At 39.9% G+C, this 18,217-nt stretch carries 17 protein-coding genes; 14 read left to right on the plus strand and 3 right to left on the minus strand.

Translation table 11 applies throughout. The annotated features are described in order from the left end of the window. The first annotated feature begins 9 nt into the window (after nucleotides 1-9). The 13 genes from LA313_RS00430 to moaCB all read left to right on the plus strand — a co-directional run bounded on the left by LA313_RS00430 (nucleotide 10) and on the right by moaCB (nucleotide 10,869). The gene (locus tag LA313_RS00430; protein WP_228912634.1) at nucleotides 10-2,268 is read left to right on the plus strand and encodes a molybdopterin oxidoreductase family protein; all 2,259 of its coding nucleotides are present in this window, start codon (nucleotides 10-12) and stop codon (nucleotides 2,266-2,268) included. Between the two features lie 49 nt (nucleotides 2,269-2,317). Continuing rightward, nucleotides 2,318-2,887 carry a 4Fe-4S dicluster domain-containing protein gene (locus LA313_RS00435; RefSeq protein ID WP_228912635.1) on the plus strand — a complete coding sequence of 190 codons (570 nt, stop codon included), beginning with the start codon at nucleotides 2,318-2,320 and terminating at the stop codon, nucleotides 2,885-2,887. Between the two features lie 13 nt (nucleotides 2,888-2,900). Further along, complete coding sequence (locus tag LA313_RS00440; protein WP_228912636.1) at nucleotides 2,901-3,416, plus strand: QcrA and Rieske domain-containing protein; 516 nt, start codon at nucleotides 2,901-2,903, stop codon at nucleotides 3,414-3,416. Nucleotides 3,417-3,418: 2 nt separating this feature from the next. Beyond that, nucleotides 3,419-3,709 carry a DUF6755 family protein gene (locus LA313_RS00445; protein WP_228912637.1) on the plus strand — a complete coding sequence of 97 codons (291 nt, stop codon included), beginning with the start codon at nucleotides 3,419-3,421 and terminating at the stop codon, nucleotides 3,707-3,709. A 157-nt stretch (nucleotides 3,710-3,866) separates the two neighbouring features. Next, entirely contained in the window at nucleotides 3,867-4,847 is a 981-nt protein-coding gene (gene moaA, locus LA313_RS00450) for a GTP 3',8-cyclase MoaA (protein WP_228912638.1), read from the plus strand. 79 nt (nucleotides 4,848-4,926) lie between these two features. After that, nucleotides 4,927-5,637, plus strand: coding sequence for a hypothetical protein (locus LA313_RS00455; RefSeq protein WP_228912639.1), 711 nt, complete (start codon nucleotides 4,927-4,929; stop codon nucleotides 5,635-5,637). 31 nt (nucleotides 5,638-5,668) lie between these two features. Continuing rightward, entirely contained in the window at nucleotides 5,669-6,844 is a 1,176-nt protein-coding gene (locus LA313_RS00460; RefSeq protein WP_228912640.1) for a molybdopterin molybdotransferase MoeA, read from the plus strand. A 28-nt stretch (nucleotides 6,845-6,872) separates the two neighbouring features. Continuing rightward, nucleotides 6,873-7,610 carry a sulfite exporter TauE/SafE family protein gene (locus LA313_RS00465; RefSeq protein ID WP_228912641.1) on the plus strand — a complete coding sequence of 246 codons (738 nt, stop codon included), beginning with the start codon at nucleotides 6,873-6,875 and terminating at the stop codon, nucleotides 7,608-7,610. Continuing rightward, a complete protein-coding gene (mobA, locus tag LA313_RS00470; protein ID WP_228912642.1) occupies nucleotides 7,607-8,197 on the plus strand; it encodes a molybdenum cofactor guanylyltransferase in 591 nt (196 codons plus the stop codon). The genes LA313_RS00465 and mobA overlap by 4 nt, the downstream gene beginning before the upstream one ends. Next, nucleotides 8,179-8,415 (plus strand): MoaD/ThiS family protein, encoded by a 237-nt coding sequence (locus LA313_RS00475; RefSeq protein WP_228912643.1) that lies wholly within the window; start codon nucleotides 8,179-8,181, stop codon nucleotides 8,413-8,415. Before mobA ends, LA313_RS00475 begins: the two co-directional genes overlap by 19 nt. Further along, nucleotides 8,412-9,506, plus strand: coding sequence for a ThiF family adenylyltransferase (locus LA313_RS00480; RefSeq protein WP_228912644.1), 1,095 nt, complete (start codon nucleotides 8,412-8,414; stop codon nucleotides 9,504-9,506). The genes LA313_RS00475 and LA313_RS00480 overlap by 4 nt, the downstream gene beginning before the upstream one ends. Further along, entirely contained in the window at nucleotides 9,503-9,943 is a 441-nt protein-coding gene (locus LA313_RS00485) for a molybdenum cofactor biosynthesis protein MoaE (RefSeq protein ID WP_228912645.1), read from the plus strand. Before LA313_RS00480 ends, LA313_RS00485 begins: the two co-directional genes overlap by 4 nt. 11 nt (nucleotides 9,944-9,954) lie before the next feature. Continuing rightward, nucleotides 9,955-10,869 (plus strand): bifunctional molybdenum cofactor biosynthesis protein MoaC/MoaB, encoded by a 915-nt coding sequence (gene moaCB / locus LA313_RS00490; protein ID WP_228912646.1) that lies wholly within the window; start codon nucleotides 9,955-9,957, stop codon nucleotides 10,867-10,869. 1,275 nt (nucleotides 10,870-12,144) lie between these two features. On the opposite strand, the gene LA313_RS00495 is transcribed toward moaCB, so the two are convergent. Beyond that, nucleotides 12,145-12,888, minus strand: a complete 744-nt coding sequence (locus LA313_RS00495; RefSeq protein WP_228912647.1) for a hypothetical protein — start codon at nucleotides 12,886-12,888, stop codon at nucleotides 12,145-12,147. A 296-nt stretch (nucleotides 12,889-13,184) separates the two neighbouring features. Then, nucleotides 13,185-14,423, minus strand: a complete 1,239-nt coding sequence (locus LA313_RS00500; protein WP_228912648.1) for a site-specific integrase — start codon at nucleotides 14,421-14,423, stop codon at nucleotides 13,185-13,187. Between the two features lie 407 nt (nucleotides 14,424-14,830). Here LA313_RS00500 and LA313_RS00505 point away from each other — a divergent pair, with 407 nt between their 5' ends. Next, nucleotides 14,831-16,096 carry a site-specific integrase gene (locus LA313_RS00505; protein ID WP_228912649.1) on the plus strand — a complete coding sequence of 422 codons (1,266 nt, stop codon included), beginning with the start codon at nucleotides 14,831-14,833 and terminating at the stop codon, nucleotides 16,094-16,096. A 170-nt stretch (nucleotides 16,097-16,266) separates the two neighbouring features. Here LA313_RS00505 and LA313_RS00510 read toward each other — a convergent pair whose 3' ends face one another. Further along, nucleotides 16,267-18,216: an OmpA family protein gene (locus LA313_RS00510; protein ID WP_228912650.1), complete on the minus strand. Its 1,950-nt coding sequence runs from the start codon at nucleotides 18,214-18,216 to the stop codon at nucleotides 16,267-16,269. Nucleotide 18,217: the final 1 nt, after the last annotated feature.

Here is an 18,217-nt window from a genome sequence, read left to right on the forward strand (position 1 = left end):
GAAGATACCATGGCAAAACTTCCGGTTTCTATCGATAAGATTATAGAGGATTTTGGACCTCACAAAGCATATGCCCCACAAACGGGATTCCAGGGAAATAAGGAGCCTGACAAACTGGTGAAAACCCACTGCTGTTACTGCGGAATGCAATGCGGCATAAAGCTGAAGGTTAAAGATAATAAGATCGCAGGCTTTGAACCTTGGGAAGAATTTCCTTTTAACGAAGGACGCTTATGTCCTAAGGGAGTAATGCGTTATATGCAGAATAATCACCCCGACAGGTTAATGGATCCTATAGAACGTGTAGAAGGGAAAGGTTATAAACCTGTGGATTGGGATTACGCGATGTCTCGCACGGTTAATGAAATAAAAAGGATTCAGGAAAAATATGGGAAAGATGCATTTGCAATGCTTTCCGGTGTATCTCTTACCAATGAAAAAAGCTACATGATAGGGAAATTTGCCCGTGTAGCCTTAAAAACTGCAAACCTGGATTATAACGGCCGACTGTGTATGGTTAGTGCCGGGGGAGGAAATAAAAAAGCATTTGGACTGGACAGAATTTCGAACAGCTGGGCCGACCTTAAACATGCAGAAGTAATTTTAGTTGCAGGAGCCAATATAAGTGAAACTTTCCCTACCCTTACTCATTACGTGTGGCAGGCAAGGGATAACGGCGCCAAGTTGATCGTAGTTGACCCGCGAATGATTCCGTTAGCCCGTACAGCCGATCTGCATCTTCCTATAAGACCAGGAGGCGATTCTGCACTTTTTGGAGCTATACTCAAGATCATGGTAGATAATGACTGGCTGGATCACGACTTTATAGATAATTACACTTCTGGATTCCAGGAAACTATAGATGCGGTAAAGGATTACGATCTGGATTGGGCAGAAGAGCATACGGGAATATCAAAAGATCTCATCTACCAGGCTGCCGAAATGTGGGGGAAAGCCAACACAAGTTTCCTGTTACATGCTCGTGGAATTGAACACCATACAAAAGGTGTGGAAAATGTTCTTAGCTGTATAAATATAGTTCTGGCATCCGGTAGAATTGGACGCCCTTATTGCGGCTACGGAACCATCACGGGACAAGGCAACGGACAGGGAGGACGTGAACACGGTCATAAATGTGATCAACTCCCGGGAAACCGTGACATTACCAATCCTGAACACAGGAAATATATTTCTGAAGTATGGGGGATCAATGAACCAGATATGCCCGGAAAAGGCCTTACTGCCTACGAGCAAATTGAAGCCATACATCGGGGTGAAATTAAAGGCTTGATCTCAATTTGTTTTAATCCGCTGGTATCTCTGCCGAACAATAATTTTGTGCGGGAAGCCTTGGAAAAACTGGAGTTCTACGTAAATATTGATACATTCCTCAGTGAAACTGCCAGGCATGCAGATATCGTTCTTGCCGGTTCCTTGCATGAGGAGGAAGAAGGTACTGTGACTACAGCCGAAGGACGAGTAGTGAAAATTAATGAAGCAATAAAACCTCCCGGAAATACAAGGAGGGATGGAGAGATCCTTATGGAACTCGCCGATAGATTAGGGGAAGGTGATAAGTTTAACTTTGCCACCAGCGAGGATATCTTCAATGAACTTAGAGTAGCCTCTAAAGGTGGTACCGCTGATTACTACGGAATTACTTATAAGAAGGTAGTCGATAATTACGGAGTTTTCTGGCCATGTAAGAGTTTGGATCACCCTGGAACGCCACGCCTATGGGAAGATAAGAAATTTGAAACACCTGACGGAAAGGCACATTTTAATCCGGTAAAGTACAGACCGGCTTCCGAAATGCCAAATAAAGAATATCCTGTTGTACTTACTACAGGCCGGGTAGTATCCCAGTATTTAAGTGGAACTTCAACCCGAAGAATAGGAAAACTAATAGACCAATATCCAGAACCTTTACTGGAAATCCATCCAAAACTGGCCTATCAGTATGGAATTGAAAATCATGATTTGATCACGGTCAAAACACGTAGAGGGGAAGCACAATTTCCTGCACATGTGGTAGAGACAATTCGGGAGGATACCGTTTTCATTCCTTATCACTGGGGAGGAAAAGCTTCCGCTAATCAACTGACTATTGATAACCTGGATCCTACTTCTAAAATTCCGGAGTATAAGGTCTGTGCTTGTCAATTGGTTAAGACCGGGAAAAAAGGATCTGTGGAAAGAACGGAAACAGCTTATCAAAGCTGGACCACAGAAGATAAATCAAGAACCAGAACTCAAGATCAGGAATAAAAGAAAATAAGATAAGAATAGAGAAGTTTAATAACCTAAAAACCAAATTATGCCGGTAACAAATTATGACCAGGAAATGGCCTTTTTCGTAGACATGCAACGCTGTATAGGTTGCCAGGCCTGCGTAATGGCCTGTGCTGAATGTGAAACGAATGGCCAGGAAAGTATGATCCACGTGAACTATGTTGACAGGAAGAAAAGTCCCCAGACCACGGTTCAGGTGTGTATGCACTGTGAAGATCCAACCTGCGCCAATGTTTGTCCGGCAGATGCTATTCATCAGGATGAATTTGGAGTAGTACATTCCGCTAATACTTCCAGATGTATAGGATGTTCAAATTGTGTCCTGGCATGTCCTTTTGGAGTTCCCAAAAAAATGGAAGAAGCTGAATTGATGATGAAATGTAATTTATGTTACGACAGGACTAGTGCAGGCAAAAAGCCAATGTGTGCAACAGTTTGCCCAAGTCAAGCCCTTTACTACGGCACAAGGGAAGAAATAGCAAGAATGAGACCCGATAGTGAACCTGTAAACTCATTTTTCTTTGGTCAGCAGGAAGTAAATACAAAGGTTAATATTATGATGCCCAAAGGCACAAACTCTTTACTCATACCTTAAATAAAAAAGAGCAATGTCAAAAGAAGATCCCGGTAAAGAACCAAGCTGGAAAGCAGATTTTCCTATAGAAAGCAAACGGGCTACACACGTCAGTCGGAGGGAATTCGCGAAATTCCTTGGACTCCTTTCTGGTGCTTTCGCATTAAGCAACGGCTTTATAGTAATAAAGGCAATGGCTTTTCCTTCGGAAAAACTGGAAGGTGAACATTTTGTTGCGAATGCAGCTGAAGTTCCGGTAGGAGAAATGGTTCAGTTTGAGATTAGTGGTGAAAAGACCATTCCTTATATCCTAATCCATCTGGAGGAAAATGAATGGAGGGCTTTCGAGCAAAAATGTACTCACCTCACCTGTGCAGTGAGATACAGGAAAACTGAAAATAAAATTGAATGCCCCTGTCACAATGGTTGGTTTAGTGCAGATACCGGAGAGGTCTTACAAGGACCTCCTCCAAGACCATTACCACAACTGGATGTAGTAGTAAAAGAAGGAAAAGTTTATGTTAGAGAAAGAGAACGCGAAAACGTATAAATATGAGTAACTTCAGAAGGTCACAGAACGAGGCCCATCCCAACAAGACAAATACGATCTTAACGGGAATTATCCTGTTGCAGATCCTATTTGTAAGCATGCAGATATGGCTGTTATTTGGAGCATTGAACAATGCTCTTGAAGAGAATTTCGGCTTTGCCCTTACCACATTTATAGGCTCTCTTATTATGGCGATAGCTTCAATTTGGCTGCTGAAGTATCTACCTGAGCCTATCAGAAAAGACGGGCCTAAAAAGCCCCAGGTAACTGCAAGCAATCAACCAAAAAATTAAGCTGATCGGATTTGAGATACCGAGATTAATTCAAAGGTTTTTAGGGGAAAAACAGAATTTTTATCAAAGAGATCTCATGCGCACAGAATCTTCTAAAAATGAGGTTCTTAATACCAGAAAAATCTAATTATATATCTTTCACTCTCAATATTTTCTAATGCTTGTAGATAGCCACAAAAGATTACATGATTATCTAAGGATCTCCCTTACGGATAGCTGTAATTTTCGTTGTCAATATTGTATGCCCAATGAAAATATCCAATGTTTGCCTAATAATCACCTCATGCAGGTAGATGAGATAGAGCAGATTGCAAAAATTTTTGTTGACCTGGGAGTGAATAAGATCAGGCTTACGGGGGGTGAACCTTTGGTAAGGAAAGAATTCCCCGAGATCCTTCATAGATTATCAAAATTACCTGTGGAGATAAGCCTTACAACAAATGCAGTACTTGCACATAAATTCATAGCAGAACTTAATGCAGGGGGGGTGCGAAGTATTAATGTAAGTCTTGATACATTAAATAGTGAAACATTTAAAAAGATTACTAAAAGAGATCAATTCCAAAAGGTATGGGATAATATCTTGCTGCTCCTTCAAGAAGGTTTTAGAGTAAAGATAAATACAGTAGCCATTGAAGGTGTGATCGAAAAGGAAATTCTGGATTTTGTGGCTATTACAAAAAATCTTCCGCTGCACGTACGTATGATCGAATTCATGCCTTTTGAAGGGAATCACTGGAACAGTAAAAAAGTCGTGACAGCAAAGCAAATGCTGGAATGGGTTGAAAGCGAATATGACATGGTGAAGCTCAAAGATGAACCACATGCCACAGCAAAAAAATACAAAGCCATTGGTCATGAAGGCACCTTTGCTTTTATTACCACCATGACAGAACATTTTTGCGGCGATTGTAACCGGATGAGGTTAACGGCGGATGGTAAGATGAAGAACTGCCTCTTTGGAAGTGAAGAAATGGACCTTTTGGGAACATTACGGAAAGGAAAGGACATAATTCCACTTATTAAATCTTCAGTTATCAGAAAACATGCTGTAATGGGTGGACAATTTGGGAAGAGCTATAAACGAGCCGATGCTTCTCAATTGAAGAACCGAAGCATGATCAAGATAGGAGGATAATCGGGTGGAGGAATGGAAAGCTCTTGTTTATAAAATTTTTCTTTAGATTAATAATTCATAGCATCAAAAACCAACCATTATGAAAAGTAAAATTGAACCTGTTTCAGGATTTAGATTTTTTACGCTACTCCTTGTCATAGGGGTTTCTTTTAGCTCCTGCAAAAATGAAACAGAAGATCAGCGGCAAAATGAGGATGAATTGTCGGGACAAATGGAAACCGGAACAGAACAGGTTGCTGTGGAATCATATCAGGCTCAGATAACTTCGGTGAATGGTAAGGCCAATAAAAACAGAAGTGTCTCAGGAATTGTGAGGCTTGAGGTACAGGGAGATGAACTAAAGGTCTTTGTAGAAGCGAGCGGCCTGGAACCGGGAATGATGTACCTACAGCATCTTCATGGCGCTAAAGATGGAGGGGAGATAAATTGTCCTGATTCTGCAGCTGATGAAAACAATGATGGGGTTGTGGATATTACTGAAGCATATGATGTGGCAGGAGTTACCATGATCATGCTGCATAATGATCCTACTAATTTTGAGGTGGAATCAGAAACCTATCCTACAGCTGATGAAACCGGAAATATTTCCTATCAACAAGTTATAAACCTTGATGAGCTTAGACAGGGTTTTATGGAGGAATTTGACTGGGGGGAAATGGATTTTGGCCAATTTACCTATTTGATCCATGGAGTGGAAGAGGAGGCAGTTCCCGAATCGGCTGAGAGTGTAAAAGGTCTTCCGGCACATGTTACTCTACCTATAGGATGTGCAAAAATATCTCAGTCATAAGGGCTTTTTTTCTGGTTTTAAATACACAAGAATGATCTCAGTTGAACAGGCAAGAAAAATCCTTTATGAAAATTCAGAAAGAGGAAAAATAACCACTATTGAACTGAGAGAAAGTTTAGGAACTGTCCTGGCAGAAGATATATATTCCTCTATCGATGTGCCTTCTTTCGATAATTCGGCCATGGATGGGTATGCTCTAAAATTCGATGGAGAAAGCGAAAGCTGGAGGCTGCAGGGTGAGATCCAGGCAGGAGATACTGCTGTTCACGAGGTGGCATCCGGAGAAGCTACTCGTATTTTCACCGGAGCAAAAATGCCGGAGGGAGCAGACACTGTAATTCAGCAGGAGCTTATCGAACGAAAAGGGGACAGGATCATTTACAACCATGAAAAAATTTCGACCGGCAGCAATGTGCGGTTGACAGGTTCTCAATGCAAGGCAGGAGACCAGATCCTGAAGAAAGGTACTAAAGTGACATCGGGAGTGGTCGGGTTGCTTGCCTCTGTAGGGGTTTCAAAAATGAAAATTTTCACACCTCCTTCAGTAGCCTATGTGGTTACGGGTAATGAATTAAAGGAACCGGGAGAACCTCTCAAAACTGGGGAGATCTATAATTCCAACGGTCCTATGCTCGAGGCCTTACTGAAACAAATAGGAATAAAAGAAATTGTCGCTAAAAGAGCTTCAGATGATAAGGAAAAACTCCAACAGATCATAAATTCGGCATGGGAACAACAGGATGTACTGATCCTTAGCGGTGGAATTTCTGTGGGAGATTACGATTTTGTTAAGGAATGCCTGGAAAAGGTGGGAGTAAAAGAACTTTTTTATAAAATAAAGCAACGGCCGGGAAAACCTATGTATGTGGGCAAAAAAGGAGATAAAATGGTCTTTGCCCTTCCGGGAAATCCTGCTTCGGTTCTCAGTTGCTATGTGCAGTATGTGAAACCATGTTTACAGAACCTCATGGGAAAAAAGGATGCTTGGCAACCCGATAATATTTTGCCACTTTTGGAAGATGTAAAAAAGAAGCCGGGATTTACCTTTTTTATGAAAGCTAAAAAAGAAGATGGTAAGGTGAAAATTTTGACAGGACAACAATCTTTTAACCTGCAGGCTTTTAGTACAGCCGATTGCCTGGTGGAACTTGAAGAAGAAGCCGAAGTTGTTCCTAAAGGAACACTTGTAAAGATCTATAATCTTTAAAAATTGTAGGAACCTAAATCACTGATGTATGCCGGGAGAGTTGTTTCTATATCTCATTATCCTATTACCTGTAGCAGCATTTTTCTATGCCTCTGTGGGACACGGAGGCGCGAGCAGTTACTTGATGATCCTCGCCCTCGCAGGATTTGCTCCTGAAGAAATTCGTCCCGCTGCATTATTGCTTAATATCGTCGTCTCTTTTGTCGCTTTTTCCACACATCGTAAAACCTGTAACTTTCCAAAAAAGCTGTTTTTGCAACTGGCTTTATTTTCCATTCCCGCTGCCTTTATAGGAGGACTCGTGGTCGTGGATTCGGCCATCTATAAAAATATATTGGGCGTTTTACTGCTGTTCCCTATAATGCAATTTCTGGGGTTATTCCCGAAAAATCCAGACGTACTGTTGGAAAAACGCCCGTGGATGCCGGCGGTAATTGGTATTATGATCGGGTTCTTTTCGGGACTCATAGGAATTGGAGGTGGGATCATTCTTTCTCCGCTGTTGTTGATGCTGGGCTGGGCCAATGTACGACAGACAGCTGCTCTTAGTGCGCTGTTCATCTTCGTCAATTCAATAGCAGGTTATTTAGGCACGGTAGGTTTTGATCTTGCGGTAGAAAAATCCATGTGGATCTTCATCCCATTTACGGTCCTTGGCGGAATCCTTGGGGGCTTTTTTGGATCCCAACGTTTTAATGTTCGGGTCGTGAAACACCTGCTAACCTTCGTACTTGCAGGCGCGGCGATCAAATTGATCCTATCATGAGTCCTGCTCCAAAAATTGAAGCTTTTGTACTGGCAGGCGGCAAAAGCAGCAGGATGGGTAAAGACAAAGGTTTGGTGAATCTTAATAACCAACCTATGGTCTCTTACGTGTTCCAGGCCTTGCAAGAAGCGGAGCTGCCGGTAAAGATCATCGCAAACAGTCGGGATTACGAAAAATTTGGATTCCCGGTATGTAAAGACGTGGTGAAGGAAAGAGGACCGATGGGAGGTTTATTGACGGCATTTAACAATACAGATGCTGAGGTAGTACTGCTTATAAGCTGCGATATGCCTTTTGTAAATGCAGAAGCCATAAACCTGTTGCTCAAAGCAGTAGATGAGGATTACATTACAGCTGCCCTGGTAAAGGACAGGATCAACCCCTTATTCGCTGCCTATCCGTTACACTTAAAGGGATCTGTGGAAGATGCGATTGCTTCGGAAGAGTTAAAAATGACCGATTTCATTTTAAAGAATCCGCACACTTTAGTACCTTCCGTAGCGCAGAAAATGCCGTGGTGTTTCCGCAATATTAATAATGAACAAGAACTGAAAGAAGCTGAAGAAAAATGGAGCCACTTACTATAAAAAGCTTCGGAATGCTGGCCGAAAAAATGCCTCAATCCGAATTTGAGTTTCCCTATCATAAAGATTCAAATGAGCTGCTGAAGGCTTTGAATACAAAATATCCTTTTTTGGCAGACCTGAAGTTTTCCCTGGCTGTGGATAAGCAGCTGGTACAGGAAAACACTCCTTTAAAAGGGAATGAAGAGATCGCTCTATTACCGCCATTTTCGGGAGGATGAGCAGGTTTGAAAGACAAACCATATTACCCGGTTTTGGACAGGAAGGTCAACAGAAATTGAAAGCTGCCCGGGTGCTGGTGGTTGGAGCCGGCGGACTCGGTTGTCCGGCGCTGTTGCACCTCGCAGCCGCCGGAGTTGGAACTCTGGGAATTGCCGATGGAGATAACATCAGCGAGTCCAATCTCAACCGCCAAACCCTTTTCGGACATCAACATATTGGAAAACATAAAGCTGAAACCGCAGGAGAACTGCTAAAAGAAAAATATCCTGATGTCAACTTCAATGTAATTTCCGAATTCCTGAACAACAGCAATGCGATAGAAATTTTAAGGGATTACGATCTGGTGCTCGATGGCAGTGATAACTTCGGTACCCGATATATGATGAACGATGCTTGCGTGCTGTTGGATAAGCCGCTGGTAATGGGCGCCATATATCAATATGAAGGGCAGGTGACGGTTTTTAATTATGGAGAAAATCCGGTGAATTACCGGGACATGTATCCAAATGCGCCGCAGCCACACGAGGTTCCCAACTGTAGCGAAACAGGAGTTCTGGGTGTGCTTCCGGGACTGATAGGGACGCTTCAGGCGACCGAGGCCATAAAAATTATTTCAGGAATTGGAAAAGTACTGACAAATAAAGTTTTGTTTTACAATCTGAAAACATCAGGATTTTTTGAAGTGGCGGTAGCGCCGAATTCAGATTTAAAAAAGGAACTTCCGGCTAGTGAAGAAGTCTTCCGAAGCAAGGATTATAATATCACCTGTGGACTTTCAGAAAGCATAGACTGGAAGAAGGCACTGGACTGGAAACACAGTCTAAAAAGCTGTGTTTTAGTGGACATTCGGGAACTCGAGGAGGAGCCAGTTTTTGAGCGGGTAGATATTAGTAAAATTCCAATGTCGGTTTTAAACCAAGATCAGGATAAAGTTCGTTCCTTTGAAAATATTATCCTTTTTTGCAAGAGCGGGAAACGCAGTGAACACATGGCTGCGGAGCTAAAAAAGCAATTTCCTGAGAAAAAAGTATTTTCGGTGGATGGAGGAATTATGCATCCTGCTTCCCCGGTAAATTCAGAAGAAAAATGACACGAAAACCAAAAAATATATTTGTAGAAGGGCCCATTTCCAGCGATAAGATAGCTACTTCCATTCAGAACCACAGTTCAAAGACCAATATTGGTGCCCATTCCATCTTTTTGGGGCAGGTACGGGCAGATGAAAAGGAGGGAAGCACAGTGAGAGCTATTAATTATACGGCATATAAGGATATGGCGCTGGAAAAAGCTTTTGAGATTAGAGAAGCTATTTTTGAGAAGTATCCACTAACCTGTATGCATATCTACCACAGCCTGGGAGAGGTGAAAACAGGGGAGATCAGTCTCTTTGTATTCACCTCTTCAAAACATCGCAAGGCGGCAATCGATGCTTGTGAAGAACTGGTGGAGCGAATCAAAAAAGAACTTCCGGTTTGGGGGAAGGAATTGCTGGAAAGTAACGAAGGCAGCTGGAAAGAAAACACCTGAAAAGAAATTATATGGTAGATATTACCCATAAGTCCAATACCCTTAGAAAAGCCATTGCACAGGCAATGGTTAAAGTAAGCGATCTCAAAACGATCCAAGCTATAGAGCAAAAGAAGGTGCCTAAGGGAGACGTGTTTGAAATGGCAAAAACCGCCGGACTTTTTGCAGCGAAGCGCACCAGCGACATGATTCCCGATTGTCATCCTCTGCCAATTGAATATACCAACATAAGGTATCGTATTGAAGAACTTGCAGTTTTCATTGAAGTCGAAGTACATACCATCTATAAGACCGGAGTTGAGGTGGAAGCCATGCATGCTGCATCTGTCGTAGCTCTTACCATGTATGATATGCTAAAGCCAATAGACAAAGGCATCAGTATTGAAAATATCAAACTCTTGGAGAAAAAAGGAGGAAAGACAGATTACCGCAAGGTAGTTGCAGAGAATGATATTAGGGCGGCTGTCATCGTGTGTTCAGACTCAATTTCGGCGAGAGAAAAAGAAGATCGCGCCGGGAAAATCATTATGGAAAAGCTCAAAGCTCATGAGGTTTCAGTTAATAATTATGTAATTATTCCTGATGAAAAGGAGAGAATTCAGGAGCTGATAAAACAGTATTCTAAAGCAGGAATAGACCTGCTCATCCTTACAGGCGGTACAGGACTTTCCCCCCGGGACGTAACTCCCGAAGCTGTACGGCCACTTCTCGAAAGACCGGTGCCCGGAATCGAGGAGGCAATAAGAAATTACGGGCAGGAAAGAACACCATATTCTATGTTATCACGTTCTGTTTCAGGATTAATAGGGAATACCCTTGTGCTGGCTCTCCCTGGATCAACTAAAGGAGCAGCTGAATCTATGGATGCTGTTTTTCCTGCGGTAATGCATATTTTCAGGGTGCTGGCGGCATTTAAGCATGATTGATACATTCGACCACAGAAAAAAAAGACAGTCGAAGTATTAGATTTAAGAGAAATTTTACATGGATTCTGGTATAAATATTACTTCCTTTAATAAATTTTAAATTAAGCTTGTTATGGGAAGACCTGCCACTAAACCAACAGACCTGAAAGATGGTTATTATATAGAAGTCAAAAATAAAAACCAAAAATCAATCCGACATTAAAATCCCGAGAGATACTGAAGACCAGCTTTTAATGGCCATTGATGAATACAAAGTAAACAATGAAGTGGTTATTCTTGGGAAACAAGAAAATGGAAAAATGAGGGATATTCCAGAACTTAGTTCTGAACAATAAGGTTTTTTGGCTTTGGCTCATTAGTAACACCTCTCCCAACTCTTATATTTCTCTTTTTCCACTTTAAAATATCTCATCATACCCTATCAAACTGTAAAATTTTTGTTTTGTTCTTTAAGTGGTTATAACTAGGCGCTTTATGCTATGGTTTTGGGTTGTTGTTCAAAATAGTGGCTCAGAAATTTATTTTGAAACACTTATTTTAATAATTTTATTTACCACGTAAGTTCCAGCAAAAAGTATTTAAGTTTTTAGAATTTGTGGTATCCTCCTGAAGATTATCCTGCCAACCCGTAAGAATAAATACTATTTACTTTTTTCATCCGGAACGTTTTCCATTTTGATTACCCTTCCTGCTAGTAAGACGGCTGAAAAAATTTCAGCTAGTTAACATTTACTTCTTCCAGAGCCATCGCGTAACCATTTTTGATGCACAACTTTTCGGGATTTAGAATTAGGATAGGCCGTACTTTTAATTTATAGATTTGCCAAAAACCCCCATTCAGGCCGGCTAACTTCTAAATCCCGTTCCTTTGCCGAAGAAAAATGGTTACAACAGCGGAGGCTTGGGAAGAAGTTGCTGTTGAAGTCGACGGGGGACTTTAACTTTTGATTATTAAGTTAGCAATCAGGCGGACGCATGGTTAGAGGAGGACTGTAATGCAGTGGAAGGATTTCCTCCTGGAGCGAAATGAAAGGAATCCTATGGCCATGGGTCCAAGACCTTTCCCGAAGCTCTTTTTCCGCAGCGCAGCGTAGGGAAATGTGCTGAGGGAGTGGATTTAAAGTTGTCTTTTAACTTATTCATAATTTGTACAACCTGTGGAACAACCAGTGAAACAACTTGTGTAATAGTTTTGATTTCAATTGTAAAACATTAAAAACACCCTCTCAAATTAGATTTTTATTTCTATATTTTTTTGTTTTCCTATGTACCTTTCTATAATGTTTTCATTTTTTTCCGGCGGGTAAAAGAAAAAAGAGGGGTGATAGTGTCGGTGAGCTGGAGACGGTGTCTTCTTCTACGGTAGACGATTTTCTGAGGCAGACCGCTGTACTTTAGACACCATCGTACTGTTTCTTTAGAAATTGGCCTCGAATAGTTTTTCTTAATCTTTAAAAGTCTTTCTTTTTCTGCAGCTCTTTTTAAACGAGAAGCAATGGCTTTGGAAATTTTAAAGATCTTTTCTACTCCATTGACTGAAACAGGTACAGCTTTTTTTCTGCTCCGACCAGATAGAAGAAAATGACAGGTTCTCCCTTTTTTCTGAACGCTTTCCTTTTCTCTTTGTCTTTTCAGATAAATACTGTGTAAATAAGCAAAAATTCCTGCCCCTATAAAAGCCTTTAATCTATAGAGGTCAAATGGTAGCATGAGGATAGCACTACGGCTCCTCCACTCATTTTCATCCCTTATTCTATCAAAAGATTTTATCAGGTAGTAACCGGTTTTTGTATTGAGCCTTAGCCATCCTTTTTCTTCAAAGAACCGAACATAGGATTTCATGGTTTTCTCTGACTTTATCCTTAATACCTGCTGAATGGCTCTCATTTCTCCCCATGACAGTTTGGATTTTCCTTGCGGGTACATCATTTTGAGTAGCAGGAAAAACCGGAGCCTGGAAACATAATGTTCCTGTTGGGCAGAGATCAGTAGTTGAACCGGGACTTTTATCGGACGCATATGGATTAAGAAATAGAAGATGAATAAATTCTAAAGCGGGATCAGGACCTAAGGCGGCTTAAAAGCTGAAGTGTTATTCTTACCCATGATAGTGAAATAAAAATCCCTCCAAAAGTCTTAAGTTGACCTTCAGAGGGATAGGTGGTTTGACTTTCGAAAGCCAATTTCAGAAAGGGTTCATGGAGGAGTGAATTGAAGAACTACTTTAACTATTTCGAAGACTCAGAATTATGCTTTCTCTAAAGGATTCCTTCAATCAATGATAAAACGATAATAGAAAAGTGTCAGAACAAGTATTAACCAACTAACTTTTTCTTCTGCATTTTGACCTTAAGCTCATTCATGTCCTCACTAACCTTTTTCTCAATTACCCTGGCATATATTTGGGTAGTTGTAAGCTTTGTGTGACCTAGAAGTTTAGATACGGTTTCCAGGGGAACACCATTAGTAAGAGTTACAGTTGTTGCAAAGGTATGTCGCGCCATATGGAAGGTGAGGTGTTTTTTGATCTTACACAGGTATGCTATTTCTTTTAAATAGGAATTGATCTTCTGATTGGAAAGAACAGGTAATAAGGTATTTGTTATCGAAGTGCGATAGTCTTTTTTATATTTTTCAATAATCCCCAGGGCCTCAGGAAGCAATGGAACTTTTACCGGGGTGGAGGTCTTTTTGCGACTGGTTATGATCCACAGGTTGCCATCTTCACCTTCCACTATATTCTTTTTGGTCAGTAACATAATATCCCCATAGGCAATACCAGTAAAACAACTAAAAAGAAAAAGATCCTTGACATTTGTTAGCCTCGGGATGGAACATGAGAGGTTTTCCAGTCTTTCCATTTCTGTCTCAGTCAAAAAATCTCTTTCTTTTTTAATTAATTTGGGTTTGAACTTTATAAAAGGATCCTTCTCCATCCACTCCATATGAAACGCCATTCTAATCATCTTTCTCAGTCTCTGAATGTGTTTCATAATGGTATTATTACCAATCTTTGCTTGATAATGCTTGGGTTTATAAGAACGTAAGAAACTTTCGAATCCGATGATAAAACTGTAGTCAAGATCTTTTAGAAAAACATCACTGCTCTGATACTCTTTCTGGATAAATTCCATGATATAATTTTGACTCGTCTTGAAGTGGCGCATGGTATCATAATGAAGTATGGGTTGCATTTTTTCATTATGATAAGCAATCAATTCCGACATCGATGTATGATCCTTATCTTCTCCGAGAAAACGAGCTTTAAGGGATTGGGCTGTAAAAATGGTGCCGGAGGCTTTAAGATCCATATAGCACTGGAATATTTGTGTACGAGTTTGCGCTATGAATCCATTTACCTGAATTGAATCTTTATCTTTTGTTCTCAGACGACCCTTGCTTTTATCCCAGTGTTCTGGATTTACTTTTGTTTTTAAACTAATATTAGCTCGCTGTCTGTTAACCACAATACGAGCATAAATTTCGGCCAATCCATCTTTGGCCCTGGAGTTATTAATCCAGAAGAGAATAGAGAATGTTTGTGATGAAGTCATAGTTGTTCGTCTTTAAATGAGTATTCCGTGAAAGACGAAAGTCAAACCAACTATAAATGAAAGATACAAAATTCAGCACTTGGTCAACAAATTTCTCAAGTTAATTTGTTGACCGGATTGTTGACCTTACAACCCTAAATCAGACAACATTATTTGATATCAAAAAAATGAAAAACCCTGAAAATCAATAGATTAACAGGGTTTTCGAGTCTAAAAAGTGACCTCGACAGGACTACTTCTTATTTATACTCACTTATTCTATTTTAATTAAATTTTCAGTACATATCCTTTATGTATGGCGGTTCGTAGCTGTTTCTAAAGGATGTTATTCATAAAAAACTAAAGTTGAATAACGTTAAATTCAAGAAAGGGCGGTACATTAGGCGGTACAAAATTAACTCTAAAAAATGGGATCGGTCAAAGTAAAACTCCGCCAAGGAACAGGAACTACACAAAATATCTACATTCATTTCAATTACGGCCGAAAGAAACAGTACCGATATGCGACCGGGTTGAGTATAAAAAAAACTGCACATTGGGATGAACAAAATAATGCAGTAAAGAACGTATTAGCGGAACCCGATAGCAGTAATATTAATGCAGACCTGGCTGAGCTTCTAACTTTTTCCCGGCAATTATTAAGAGATTTAGAAAAAGAGGATATTCCAATTGACAATAGGATCCTTAAGCAGCGGATCAATCAGTGGAAAAACAAGAGTGACGGAAATAAAGAAGCTAACTATTTGACAGACCATTACAAGTGGTTTACGGAATACTTTAAGAGCAAACCTCGACCAAGCACCGGAAAGCCTCTTGCTAAGAGTACTCTAAAGCCATATAAAAATACTCTCCGGATTCTTGAAGATTATGAAAACCATATCGGCGGCAGATTAGCTTTTCAGCATATCAGCCTGACGTTCCATTCCGAATTCATCCAATGGCTACAGGACAAAGGATATACTGATAATTATATCGGAACCCAAATCAAGAACATAAAGACGGTCATGCATGATGCTTTTGAAAGAGGGCTTCACAAGAGTCTGGACTACCAAAAATCAGCCTTTACCAAACCCAAAGAAGAGGTGAACCATATTTATCTCACAATGGATGAAATTAAAAGCATCAAGGAAATAGAGTACTCAAAGCGCCCACATTTAGATATTGCCCGGGATCTTTTCGTCATAGCTGCAGTAACTGGTTTAAGAGTATCCGATTATAAAAGCCTTTCAACTTCAAACATCAAAGCCTTTAGAGGCATCAGCTATCTGGAAATTAGAACCCAGAAGACAGGCAAAGTAGTGCACATCCCGCTTCATCCGTTCATAAAAGATATATTGAAAAAGCGCGAAGGCCAATTTCCTATTATGATTCCGGAGCAAAAGATCAACGAGGCCCTAAAGAGCATTGGAAAAAAGGCCAAACTCAATGAGGAAATTACTATTGAGCGCACTGAAGGTGGAATCCGCACTAAAACCACGTTCAAAAAACACCAATTACTAACTAACCATACTGCCAGAAGAAGCTTCTGCACCAACGCTTATAAGGCAGATATGCCTGTTATTGATATTATGGCTATTAGCGGACATACTTCAGAAAAGGTTTTTTACAACTATATAAAAGCTTCGCCAATGGAGAGATTGGAGAAAATTTCTAAGCATTCGTTCTTTAATTGATCAGCTTTTTTCAATCTGATGAGAATATCTTTTTAAAAAGTTAAATAGCATTTATTGACGTATAGTAGAATCCTTTTAATATACCTCCATTTCTTCCATTTCAGCCTTTCTTCCTCAACATTATTTTTAGCTTTCGCCATGATGGCTTAAGGTATTGTAATAGGAATATGTTACCAATTGGCTTCTCCTGCACTAGGTAGGTACCATTCATGCCTAAGGTTTGGAAGTTTTTTATCAATGAATAAGATCATTCCAAAAGAGCCTAAACCTGAATAAAACAGTCTCAATTCAGGGTGACTGGACAGTATAACTGTCTTAACGATGTTCTTTGATACAATTTTTCGCATTTGATAATGATATTCTTTTACTTCAGGAGCATACCAAAAAAATGTCCTTATCACCCTTGAATCGATTTTATCTTGCATTTTGTCTACAAAACCCGGGGTAAAAGAAAGTTCTTCCCCTTCCATAAACAACTTATCGGCTAAAGTAATCTGAAGGTTTACAATAGGATTACCAAATCGCGCCTGATAAATAGAATTATCATTTGTGAAATCTAATCGAAAAATCCACATATTATGATTTAAGGCTTGCTGGAATTCTGATTTAGCCATTTCTACCATTAAAAATGAATTTGCCGTAAAATCATTCTTTGTATACCTCTTGTAATATGAGATATAATCATCTGATGCTAGGGACGGACTGTAATCACTGCTATAATTTTGCACCATTTCATTAATTATTAACTGAAAAGTACTTGCAGCATTTTTTAGGCGTGTCTGAGGACTTAGTGGATTCTTAAAAACATCAGAATTCCTTGTCGAAAATTCTCCCCTAAGAAGCATCTCTGCCATAGGTAAAATGGGGGGCGTACCGCCCCGGCCTTCCGGATCGTTTACCTTATGGTTCTTTAAATTAATTCCTTCTGGAATATTAGGTATTTCAGTCTGGTTAAGCAGGTTTCTAAAATCTCCTTTATATCGTTTAGCAAAATCTATGCTAACCATTCCAAACGAGAATACTAGGTCTGCCTTACGTAGATTGTCCATTAGAGTACCCTGAGTGGGTGCAGGCAAATTGAAAGTTTGATTAGGATTTGCCAGATAATTTTCCATATAAGTGACCTGGTTTTTTAAGTTTGTATTGACATTCCTTACCTCATCCTTATAGGTAGATTTTAATTCATCCGATGTTAGTAAATGGATGTAATCATGCTCCTGGAAAAAAGAGAACTGTACACTCCTGTTTTCACTGATTTCCAACATATCCTCGCTAAGGATTATAGGATCTTCACTTCCACGACCAATAGCGCTTAATCCTAGACTTTCTCCTTCTATATAATCTTGTAAAGATGTAAATTGCCCATTCAAAAAATCAATAACATTTTGTGCTCGCTGTAGTGACAGTGGACTATTAATACTATTTGTGCCTGTTTCACTTGCTCTACCGACAAATTTTGAGAAATTTTCTGAGAGTTCGGGCGATTTCCGCCAATATAATAAGTTCGAAATTTTAAATGGCGGATAAGCCTCATCTGGAACAACATCTGTTTCCAACTCAATCAAATTAGCAGGATCAGTAATAGCTATTTGATTAGATTCCCACCAAGAATTTGATCCATTCCTACTTTTAAATCGTTCCAATAATTGTAAACGGATAACATTTTCGCGGGTATTAGATGCAAAACTTTCCGGACCCCAAAGCTGCGATATTAATAAGGCTTCTTTTTTCCCTTTTTCAATATTCGGGATAAAGGGGCGCTGGTAATGTTCGAAATCTCTGGTATCCAGCTTCGAATTCTTAATTAATTCATCTAAAAAAATTTCAGAAAAGAATTCAGACAAAGCATCTTTATGCGCTTGTTTTAATTCGCTTTTTTGTACCTCAAAATCATATAACAGAAAATAGTGCTCTGTTTTTTTACGATAAACTGCTCCATACAGCCACTCTATATAATAGATATGGGCATGAATTACTTTTCCATTTTGAGATAAGTCAAAATCCTGAACAAAATTTTTATTCTTTTTATCTTTAAGCCTATCCTTTAGACGTTGTAATAAATGTCTAAACCCATCATTAGCTATAGCATAGCTTTCGTTGATTATTTCCGTTGGATCCATA

This window comes from Salinimicrobium sediminilitoris (assembly GCF_020866905.1).
Taxonomy (GTDB): Bacteria; Bacteroidota; Bacteroidia; order Flavobacteriales; family Flavobacteriaceae; genus Salinimicrobium; species Salinimicrobium sediminilitoris.